The organism is Oscillospiraceae bacterium (assembly GCA_035353335.1).
In the GTDB taxonomy this organism is placed as follows: domain Bacteria; phylum Bacillota; class Clostridia; order Oscillospirales; family JAKOTC01; genus DAOPZJ01.
Genome location: DAOPZJ010000031.1, coordinates 21,023 through 31,494 on the forward strand (window position 1 = coordinate 21,023; position 10,472 = coordinate 31,494).

The 10,472-nt window shown below is 49.3% G+C and carries 8 protein-coding genes; 7 read left to right on the top strand and 1 reads right to left on the bottom strand.

The window, feature by feature from the left end; genetic code table 11:
- Positions 1 to 13 precede the first annotated feature (13 nt).
- Together yidC and jag are read left to right on the top strand one after the other, a co-directional pair.
- Positions 14 to 1,357 carry a membrane protein insertase YidC gene (gene yidC, locus PKH29_07810; GenBank protein ID HNX14746.1) on the top strand — a complete coding sequence of 448 codons (1,344 nt, stop codon included), beginning with the start codon at positions 14 to 16 and terminating at the stop codon, positions 1,355 to 1,357.
- 21 nt (positions 1,358 to 1,378) lie between these two features.
- On the top strand, positions 1,379 to 2,341 hold the full coding sequence (jag, locus tag PKH29_07815) for an RNA-binding cell elongation regulator Jag/EloR (GenBank protein ID HNX14747.1): 963 nt from the start codon (positions 1,379 to 1,381) through the stop codon (positions 2,339 to 2,341).
- Between the two features lie 84 nt (positions 2,342 to 2,425).
- Here the strand turns inward: jag and PKH29_07820 are convergent, their stop codons facing one another.
- Positions 2,426 to 3,703, bottom strand: coding sequence for a hypothetical protein (locus PKH29_07820; GenBank protein ID HNX14748.1), 1,278 nt, complete (start codon positions 3,701 to 3,703; stop codon positions 2,426 to 2,428).
- A gap of 104 nt (positions 3,704 to 3,807) precedes the next feature.
- On the opposite strand from PKH29_07820, the gene PKH29_07825 reads away from it, so the two are divergent.
- From PKH29_07825 to PKH29_07845, 5 genes are all read left to right on the top strand, one after another.
- Entirely contained in the window at positions 3,808 to 5,076 is a 1,269-nt protein-coding gene (locus tag PKH29_07825) for an L-rhamnose isomerase (protein ID HNX14749.1), read from the top strand.
- Positions 5,077 to 5,269: 193 nt separating this feature from the next.
- Complete coding sequence (locus PKH29_07830; GenBank protein ID HNX14750.1) at positions 5,270 to 6,364, top strand: ribose-phosphate pyrophosphokinase; 1,095 nt, start codon at positions 5,270 to 5,272, stop codon at positions 6,362 to 6,364.
- A gap of 133 nt (positions 6,365 to 6,497) precedes the next feature.
- Entirely contained in the window at positions 6,498 to 8,156 is a 1,659-nt protein-coding gene (locus PKH29_07835) for a hypothetical protein (protein HNX14751.1), read from the top strand.
- A 69-nt stretch (positions 8,157 to 8,225) separates the two neighbouring features.
- Positions 8,226 to 8,948 carry a glycerophosphodiester phosphodiesterase family protein gene (locus PKH29_07840; GenBank protein HNX14752.1) on the top strand — a complete coding sequence of 241 codons (723 nt, stop codon included), beginning with the start codon at positions 8,226 to 8,228 and terminating at the stop codon, positions 8,946 to 8,948.
- Between the two features lie 135 nt (positions 8,949 to 9,083).
- Positions 9,084 to 10,367, top strand: a complete 1,284-nt coding sequence (locus tag PKH29_07845; GenBank protein ID HNX14753.1) for a glycosyltransferase — start codon at positions 9,084 to 9,086, stop codon at positions 10,365 to 10,367.
- The last annotated feature ends 105 nt before the right edge of the window (positions 10,368 to 10,472 follow it).

The following is a 10,472-nucleotide window of genomic DNA, read 5'->3' on the forward strand; positions in this document are numbered from 1 at the left end:
GGCAAGAAGTGAGATGGATTTGATAACGGCATTCGGCACCGCTGTATTCGGTATAGCGGGAATTGCGGCGACAACTGCGACTAGCGCTATGGGGTTTTGGGATTATATCGTCCTCCCGCTTGGCGCAATCTTCAAGTTTTGCTATACCATATTGCCCAACTTCAGTTTGGCGGTGCTGCTGTTCGCGATCATCTTCAAAGCGGTCCTGTTCCCGCTCGACATCAACCGTCAGCGCTCTCAGGCAAAAATGGTACGGTTTCAGCCGAAAATTAACGCCATCCAGAAAAAATACGCCGCCGACAAGCAGCGCCAGAACGAAGAGATTCAAAAGCTCTATACCGAAGAAGGTTATAACCCGATGGGCGGCTGTCTGCCGTCGCTGCTTCCGTTGCCGATCTTTCTCGGCCTTTACCGGGTCATCGTCAGACCGTTGTCTTTTTTGGGCGGATCTCTGCTCAATATCGGCGCGCGCGCCGCTCAGGTGGTACAGGATGTCACAATCCTGAAAAGCCATGTGACGATCCCGGGAATATCGGTCTATAATCAAGAGCTCTATCTGTTCCGTTATTTGAAGAGCAACCCTGAATGGTTCACGGGTTCCGGTTTGGTCGAACCGGCGAGTCATTTGGACATGTCCCTGCTCGGACTTTTCAAAAACCTCGATTTGAGCTTAGGCGTCGGACAGGAAGGCGCGGGTTGGGTTTACTGGATTTTTCCGGTTCTGACCGTGCTCGCAAGCGTTGTAAGCGCCTATTACATGGGCCAGATCAACAAGAAAAACAACGAGGGAATGGCAGGAGCAAATGCTGCTTCGAATCCGCTGATGACTATCGGTATGCCGCTGCTGACCGGTGTCATCACATACAAGTTTCCGGCCTGCGTTTTGCTTTACTGGATTTACAACAGCTTACTGATGCTCGGTACAACTCTGGTATTAAATAAGTTTTGGCCGATGAGCAAAATGGTTGCCGAATATGAGGCAAAACTGGAAAAAATGCGCTTGGCCGGAAAACCGGTCACGAAGGCCTCAAAGTTCAGAGAAAAGCTGGCCAGGGCGCAGAAACAAACCGAAGAAAAACAAGTCCGTTATGACGAATATCTTGAAAAATCCAAATCCCAGAAAAAAGAACTGGAGCGCCGTTTGATCGCCAAGGCACGCGAAGAGGAACTCGCCAAGCAGGGCGAGGTGTACGAGGAAAAGATCGACCCGAAGGCGCGGGGATTAATGGAAAAACAAATGGAAAAAGACCTTCGAAAAGCGGAAAAAGAGAAGGCGAAAGACACCTATGTGCCGAATGCCGAGGCACGCGCCGCCTATATCCGGATGATGGAAAGCAAAAAGAGGGGCAAGAAGTAACGAAATCGGAGGCGTTTTTAAATGAAAGAGGTTACCTCAGCGGGTAAAACTGTTGAAGATGCGGTTGCGAATGCGCTGAAACAGCTGAACGCGACTGAAGATCAAGTTCAAATCGAGATTATTTCCCGGGGCAGCAAGGGCGTTTTGGGTATCGGTTCCACCGATGCTCAAGTAAAGGTCACGCTGCTGAAGGGCGAAGAAGACGCAGTAGCCGTCGGTGAACAGTATCTGTGCGAGATTCTGAATGCGATGGGCGTCGAAGAGTATGACGTTGAAATTAAGAAAGACGCAGAGAGCGTCACCTATAATATTACTTCCGAAAGCGATGTCGGTTTTGTAATCGGCTATCACGGCGACGTTTTGGACGCTCTGTCGGCGATTGTATCATTGGCGGTCAACCGCGATGCGGATTTCCGCTATCACGTTAACGTCGACCTGAACAGCTACCGCGAGAAACGGGTCGAGTCGCTGAAGGACTATGCCGCAAGAGCAGTCGATAAGGCCAACGGAAGCGGCTATGTCACGGTCGCGAATCCGATGAAGCCGTTTGAGCGAATGATTTTACACACAGTTGTTCAGGAGAGCCCGGATGTGGTATCCTGGTCGGAAGGCGAAGAACCCCGCCGGCGAGTCATCATCGCACCGCTTTCCAAAGTGAAAAAAATCGGCGATAAATATGAACGCATCGATAAACGGGACGATTTCCGCAGGCACGATGACAGGCGCCAAACCGGTTTTGTCAGAAACGACCGGAATGACCGAAATGACCGGAATGACCGGAACGACCGAAATGACCGAAATGATAAAAATGACCGGAATGACCGTGGGCCCCGGGTTGTCAGAACAGACGCGCAGCGCCCGATCAAACCCATCAGTACCGGCGATAAAATCACAGTCGGAAGACCTGTCAGAAGCGATTTTGCGGGTGGGCTTTATTCCAAAATCGAAGTCGAGCATCCGACGGAGGATAAATCCGGGGAGTAACGTCTGTGAGTGACGAGATACCGCGACCTAAAATAACCATAACGGGGGCAAGTTTTGATCGCCCCCGTTTTCCCATACCTATTATCAGAACGGCTTCAATTCAATGAACGCGCCGCTTCCGGAGGGCAGCGTAAGATTTATCACACCATTTGGTAAGGCAACGGTCTCGGCATGGTCCGTATAGACAACCGCGGCTTCGGCATTTAAATGCAGGGTAACGGTATTGCTTCCGCCTTCATCCGGCAGCCGGAAATTTGTGACGAGCAGAGCGGTTTTTTCCGGTTCCGTCTCGTGTTCAAAACAACCGATCAATGTTGAATTGGTGCTGTGCACGTTTTTAATCGGCGGAAAATTTTCAAGCACACCCGAAAAGGTGTGACGGAAGTTTTGATCCTCCCCGACCACGCGCATGACCCCTGTATTCCGATACCGGCAAAAAGCGCCGTCAAACAGCCGGATGCGCCGTATCAAGTTTTGTACTGAACCGTAGATCGGCGTTTTATTTCCGTAGGGGTCAAGCATGGCGTAATAAAAATATTCGTTGTGCACATTCGGAGGGGTCACATAGCAAAACAACTGGAGCACACGCATGCCGAAGGCAAGCGCGGTATACATTTGAAAATTGATTTCGGTTTCCGTCGGGATTTTATAATAGTGATTGAAGCCCGTGCACTGGATGAAGAACCAAAAGGGCAGCCCGGTTTCACGGCATTTCGCTGCGATATGGTCCAGATTATTCAGATAAGAAGCCGCAAGCCGATCTCCGCCGGAGGGCATCTCCAAAAAGGGATAATAATCGATCGACAAAAAATCCGGTGAGACGGTTTTGATATAGCGGTCAAGATATTCTCCGTAATCCCGAACCTTTTCGTTTTCTCCTTCGGCTGCATTGCCGTTCAGGAGCGATATTGGCGCATAATCCGGGAAAAGATTCATAAAAGCGCATTTTCCCGGAGCAAGCCGCCGATAGATCTCCCGTACATTTTTCAGATGCTTAAAGTTTGCGGCAGAGGGCTCGTCCATCAACGTCGTTCCGGCGTAACATTGAAAACGGGCATAGCGCTCCAGATGCTTTTCGAGTTTTTCCTCAATGGTTCCGCTGTCCACGGGAAAAGTCGCCGGAAGATATGGCGTACCGCCGCACAATTGGGCGTCCATCGGCAGATAATAGAGGTCCGCACGGTCGCATAGTTCGCAGATCCGGCGGATATTCTCCTCTCTTTGGACGTAATAGGTGTGGATAAAGTCGACGCCGCAATCCTTCAGTTCCTGTATTTTTGCTTCTGTGATCAAGCGCGGATCGAAGGAATGCCAACTGCCGATTAACAGCCGATCCGATTTGCCGTTGACGGGAAAGCCCATATGCCGCCTCCTGTTTTCGCTGTTTTAAATCATTATAGCCGGACAATAACCGGGAGTCAATCAGTTCGGATATGATATCGTTCTATTTGAAAGGATGCATCAAGATGTACAAAATGGACCGGGAAAAGATCTCAAAAGCTTATGATTTGGCTAAATCGGTTTATTCGGCCTACGGTATCGACACCGATGCCGCCATACAGAAGTTCGTTGCGATTCCGATTTCGCTGCACTGCTGGCAGGGGGACGACGTAAACGGGTTTGAAGACCTCGGGAATATCCGCAGCGAAAACGTCGTGACCGGCAATTACCCCGGTGCGGCGCGAAACGGCAATGAACTGCGGCTCGACATCGACACGGCGTTTTGTATGTCGCCGTGCAAACATCGTGTGAACCTGCACAGCATCTACGCAGAGCCGAACAACAAGAAGCAGCGCGACGAATACACCGCCGAGGATTTTGAAAAGTGGATTTCGTGGGCGGTCGGCAACGGATACGGACTCGATTTCAACCCGACCTTTTTCAAGCATCCGATGATGGCGGGCGGTTTTTCACTCTCGTCCCGGGATAAGGAAGTGCGTGATTTTTGGGTCAAAGTCGGCAAAAACTCCAGAGCAATCGCCGAAGCGATGGGAAAAGCGACCGGAACGCCTTGTTGGAATAACATCTGGATTCCGGACGGATTGAAAGACCAGCCCGCCAACCGGAAATTATACCGAAAACTGCTCTCCGATTCGCTCGACCGTATTTTTGAAGATAAATATGACGATCAATACGTAGTTGACGTGCTGGAGGGGAAACTCTTCGGCATCGGTACCGAGTGCTTTACGGTCGGTTCGCACGAGTTTTATCTGGGATATGCTGCCGCACACGGCGTCGGCGTCACAATGGACACCGGACATTATCACCCGACTGAGTCTGTCGCAGACAAACTCACCTCGGTAATCCCTTCTGTCAGGAGCGTGATGCTGCACATCAGCCGCGGCGTGCGTTGGGACAGCGATCACGTCTTGATTCAAAGCGATGAGCTGAGCGGTCTGATGACTGAGTTAAAGCGCGGAAATTATTTCGGCAATGTCGCCCTCGGACTCGATTATTTTGATGCTCAGATCAACCGGGTCGCGGCTTGGATCATCGGACTGAGAGCAGCCGGCAAAGCGATGCTTGCGGCACTCTGTGAACCCAGCCATCTGCTTGAGGAAGCTGAAGAAAATGACGACTTCACGACCCGGCTTGCGCTCTTGGAAGAATTCAAAAATCTTCCGATCAACCCGGTTTGGGATATGCTATGCGTGCGCAGGGGAGTTCCGGTCGGTGCCGAGTGGATTGAGCTGCTCAAGGATTACGAACAGAAAATTCAGTCCAACAGAAATTAATGAAGTTAAGAAAAGCGGCCTTCAGGCCGCTTTTTTAATCCAAGCGAAGATTTGGACGTGTTGAAACAATTCCGATTCCGAAACATTTGAATGTGGACAGGCAAACTTGACAAAGGAGAGCAAAATGGGTATAATATAAGCGAAATTGAAGCGGAGAGTGGTTATTGTGAACAGTGTGATTGAAGAAATTTCAATGCCCGTCGGCAATCTGGGGATCATTCCTCTTCAGGGCTGCGGCGATATCGCCGCTCGTGCCGACGGATATATCAGGGAATGGCGCGGCAGTGAGCAGAGCTTTCTCGTCAGCGCGTGTTGTCCGCGTTTCGGCACCGGCGAGAGCAAGGGGATGATCAACCAGTCGGTACGCGGGGACGATCTTTTTATTTTGTGCGATATTTGCGATTACGGCACCACCTATAATATGTATGGCACCGTGACTCGTATGAGCCCGGATGATCACTACGGCGACCTGAAACGCATCATCGCGGCGGTCGGTGGCAAAGCACGCCGCATCAGCGTGATCATGCCGGTGCTTTACGGAGGCCGTCAGCACCGAAGAGTCGCGAGAGAGTCGCTGGACTGTGCGATTATGCTTCAGGAACTGCAGAATATCGGCGTCTCCAACATCATCACTTTCGATGCCCACGACCCCAGAGTGCAGAATGCCGTGCCGTTCTGCGGGTTTGAAAATATTAAGCCTTATTATCAGATGATCAAAGCGATCTACCGCGCGGTCCCCGACATCAAGCTCGACCGGGACCACACGCTTATTGTCTCTCCCGATGCCGGCGGCATGGACCGCTGTATGTATTATTCCTCGATTTTATCGCTCGATTTGGGTATGTATTATAAGCGGCGGGATTATTCCAGGATCGAAAACGGGCGCAATCCGATCATCGCCCATGAATTTTTAGGCAACAATGTGAGCGGTAAAGATATCATCATTGTCGATGACATCATCTCCTCCGGCGATTCGATTCTCGATATCGCCGAACATCTCAAAGAGATGGGCGCTCAGCGGATTTTCGTCTTTGCCACCTTCGGATTGTTCTGCGAAGGGATTACACGGTTTGACGAAGCTTTTGCCGCCGGACAGATTTCAAAAGTTTTTACGACAAACCTCACTTATCGCACAGGCGAATTGAAATCTCGTATTTGGTATGAGGAAGTTGATATGTCGAAATACATCGCCCTGCTCATCGATGCGTTGAATTATGACCGATCGCTGAGCGACTTGATTGATCCCGCCGCCCGCATCAAAAAACTGTTGGCTGAAAAACGCAGGTAGTTAGTAAATGACTTGCGTTAAAATCGTTTATTTCAAAATTTCATCACCTAAACCAATTCAGATATACATAATGATTTGATTTAATGAGACCATGTTAAAGTGGTATCTTGCCAGAAAGGACAGATCATAAACCATGGCAAAAAGAATTTTCGCTGTCTTTCTCGTTGCCGCAGTCTTGATTGCCGGCTGTTCGAAAAGCGGTTCAAAAACCTCTGTTCCGAAATTTAATCATGAAAATCTCTCGCTTCCTACCGACCTCGAAATCATGTCTCCCGCTTTCTTTTATAACAACGGAGATGAGATCTTGACCACCGACGAGCGGGATGAGTGGACCAATGCGATCACAGAGCGTTATGGAGTCTATGTTACCGTGACCGTCCCGACCGATGAGACATACGCTTCGATGTTGAAGCAGGTGAACAGTCAGGAAATTCACGGGATGGTTTATGTCAGCGGACGCGCATTTGACACGGTGCAGTATTTTAAGAATAACGACGCGATTGTGCCGCTGGACGAATATCTCTCGGATAACCCCGCTTGGCTCTCGCTGCCTGAAGCAATGCGAAACATGTATATGATCGACGGGCATATCTGGGCAATCCCGAGTAGCTTGACTTATACGATGAAAACCCGTTCATTCCGCACTGATTGGCTGAAGCAGCTGGGGCTGCAAACCCCGACTGACCTTGACAGTTTAAAAAATTACGCGCAGGCGTTTGTAAATTCGGGCATCGAAGGCACCGCAATATGCGGTGATGCGGATTTGTCGTGGGCATTGGATATCTTCAACGCCTTCGGCGTAAGAATCGATTCCTCCGGCCAGTTCGGTTATGCGTACGACCCGGAATCAGGAACCTATATTGATGGATTTTTACAGCCGCGGGCTGCTGAGGCGCTTCAATATCTGCGTGATTTGTATCAAATCAAAGCGATTGATCAGAATCTCTTCAATCAGGCAGCTGACGAAGTTTCGCAAGCTCTTGATAACGGGCAGTACGGCAGTTACTATTCGACCATCGGAGATGGAAAATACGGCTTCGGTTTGTATGCTGCCGCAAACGTCATTTATGAATCGACCTCCGTATGGCCTACAACGGATGAAAAATGGAGCGAGCTCACCTCGCTGTATACTGAAATCGCATCATTGAAAAACAGCGGCGCCGAAGTGCCGCAGGTCCTTTTCCCTGACGGAAGCGCTTATGTAATGGTCAACGGAACCGCTCAGCCTGCGGAGACCGCCAATTTCTTCGTCGATTTGCTCTACGGCTCCGAAGCCAATTACCTCGAGGCTCACGTTGGTTTGGCGGCTAACACCGTCAGAAACTCCGACGGTTCGGTCACCCTGAAAATGAAGTTGGATGAAGACGCTTCCGAAGAGGCGGGCGAGGGTGTTTACGTCTCGCGGCATACGCCTGATCTTGTCGGAATCGTAGAGGGATTATATAATTCTCAAAACCTTGAAATTCTGACCAATGATGATGAAAATACACGCATTCATAAAAAAGAGGCTGCCGATTATGAAAAACAGACGATGGCAACGGCTTTGAATGCCAAGAGCGTTCAAAAGCTGGAATTGAAATATTCGTTCCCGGTTTCCAAGGCATTCAATGAAAACGTTTCCGCCATCGCCACTGCATTCCACACCTGCTTCGTCAATGCCATCAGCAATAAGGACTACACGGTACAGAAAGCACTCAGCGAATACGCTGCCGCAATGGAACAAATCGGCGCCCAGCAGGTTCTCATAGAAGCCAATGCAGCGATCGGAAAGACCGCAACGCAGAGATACTGATCCATTTTACAGCGACCTCCCCGAATCGGGGAGGTCGCTGTTATTTGAATCTTAGGAAAGCGCAAAACGATGGATACCGTTAAAATCATTGATAAAAAAGGAACAAAGATGATCGCGCATCGCGGCGTCAGCGGGCTTGAGCGCGAAAACACCAATTCGGCTTTCGTCGCCGCGGGAAGCAGGAGCTATTTCGGCATTGAAACGGATATCCACAGGACGGCCGACGGCAAATTTGTTTTAATACACGATGACACGACCGGAAGAGTTGCGGTTGACGATCTGGCGGTTGAAAAATCGACCTTCGATACCTTGCGCTCATTGATTTTGACGGATCGCGACGGTTTAAAAGGGCGAAGCGATTTACGTATCCCGACGCTTTCCGAATATATCAATATCAATAAGAAATATGGCAAAGTCGGCGTTCTGGAACTGAAAAACGCCATGGACGAAGCGGACATCAGCCGCATCTGCGGTGAAATCGAAGAACTTGGCTACATGAACGGGGTTATTTTTATCTCATTTAGCTATGAAAATCTCGTCTGCTTGAGAAAGAGATATCCAAAACAAACCGCGCAGTTTCTGACCGGCGAATACGACAACCAACTGATTGCGCGCCTCCGGGAATACGATCTAGGTCTTGATATCTGTTTCAATGCGCTCAACGCGCAAAATACCGCCGCGCTTAAAGAGGCGGGGATTACAATCAACTGTTGGACGGTCGACGATCCCGACCGAGCGGCCGAATTAATTGGTTGGGGCGTGGACATGATTACGTCCAATATCCTCGAATAGGTAAAATCGAATGACTTACGGCCGGCGGAGCAATTACCGCCGGCCGCTTTTTACACGGGTGAAACCGGGAAATGCTTCGCATGGAAGCGGCGCATTCCGCATATGAATGGTCAAGACGCAACGGGAGGGAATAAGATGAAAGTCGCTGTTTTAACGATGTTCACCGGACTTGACAAAATGAATCCGCTTGTCAGTGTAGTGTCTGAGCATTTGAAAATGATGCTTCACGCCGGTATCAAGACAAAAATATTGGTCAGTCAGGACTGTCCGGATGCAGAAAGATGGGGCATATTTGCTGATGATCGGCTTGGATGGGTAAAAATTACAAATCAACTTGACGGAAAAAGAATGCAGTGGCATGATTATGCCCTGCCGAAAGGCGAGTTACACGGAACCTTTTTTGCCGAGACGGAAATTGTCGCGAAAGACTTTAGGGCAGCTCTTTCGGATGTAGACATCTGTATGATGTACGATATTCATTTTCAGGGTAGGTACTTGGTACATAATGTCGCTTTGCGCAGAGCCCAGGAAAATCTTGCGAAAGTCAAATTTATCGCCTTCACGCAGTCTTTGCCGATGAACAGGCCGCCGTTATTAAAATATCCGTTCTCTTGCCGGTACACTCCGATGCCGAATACGGTTTATGTCTATCCCTGGGACTCCGGAATCCCCGCATTAGCAAAACAATACGGTGTATCGGAAAACCGTTGCCGTGCTGTTCATAACAACATTGGCTTACCGGATTATATGAGTGAGGATGTCCGGCAACTTTGCGAAACGACAGATTTACTCAATCCTGAAATTTTGATTGTATATCCGGGCTGTATCACTCCGGTAAAAAAGATTGAAGAAGTGGCTGCACTTGCTGGTGCGCTGCGGCAAAAGGCCGGACTGACGGCAAAAGTTGTTTTCTGCGACTCTCCCGATATTGACGCTAACCCTGAGAAATATAAACCCGACATCCGTACAGCGGGGCGTTTATTTGGGCTTGAAGATGAAAATATGGTCTTTACGAGCGACTTCGGCTGGCCGCAGGGCTTTCCGAAAGTCGGTTTCCTTGAACTGCTTACGATTTCGAATCTCTTTATTTGCCCGTTTTTTACAGAGACCCTCGGATTAACAGTGCTTGAGGCGGCGAGCAGAGGCAATCTTTTGATTTTAAATGAAGATGTCTCGGCGCTTAAAGAGCTCGGAAAGCGTCTCGGGGCATATATGTTGCGATGTGACGCCCCGAATAACGAATTCGAAACGAAAGAAAATAATTTGCCTTCGCGATTCGCGTACCTGGAGGAACATGCGACCGGGATTATCGGTCGAATGAGAGACGATGCTGTTCTCCGGGCTAAAACGACAGCGAGATGCGAATTCAATCCGGATTGGATTTGGCGCCATCAATTATGCCCTTTACTGGAAGAATAAAAGGTTTCATCCGGTTCCCGTTTATCGGAACCGGATTTATTTTTCAAAACTTTCGTACAACAATGAAGAGATTGACATTTCGGTAAAATTTTATATAATAATTTT

Coding starts and splice junctions, on each gene's coding strand:
- yidC (HNX14746.1), top strand. CDS start 14: ATGGATTTGATAACGGCATTCGGCACCGCTGTATTCGGTATAGCGGGA.
- jag (HNX14747.1), top strand. CDS start 1,379: ATGAAAGAGGTTACCTCAGCGGGTAAAACTGTTGAAGATGCGGTTGCG.
- PKH29_07820 (HNX14748.1), bottom strand. CDS start 3,703: ATGGGCTTTCCCGTCAACGGCAAATCGGATCGGCTGTTAATCGGCAGT.
- PKH29_07825 (HNX14749.1), top strand. CDS start 3,808: ATGTACAAAATGGACCGGGAAAAGATCTCAAAAGCTTATGATTTGGCT.
- PKH29_07830 (HNX14750.1), top strand. CDS start 5,270: ATGCCCGTCGGCAATCTGGGGATCATTCCTCTTCAGGGCTGCGGCGAT.
- PKH29_07835 (HNX14751.1), top strand. CDS start 6,498: ATGGCAAAAAGAATTTTCGCTGTCTTTCTCGTTGCCGCAGTCTTGATT.
- PKH29_07840 (HNX14752.1), top strand. CDS start 8,226: ATGGATACCGTTAAAATCATTGATAAAAAAGGAACAAAGATGATCGCG.
- PKH29_07845 (HNX14753.1), top strand. CDS start 9,084: ATGAAAGTCGCTGTTTTAACGATGTTCACCGGACTTGACAAAATGAAT.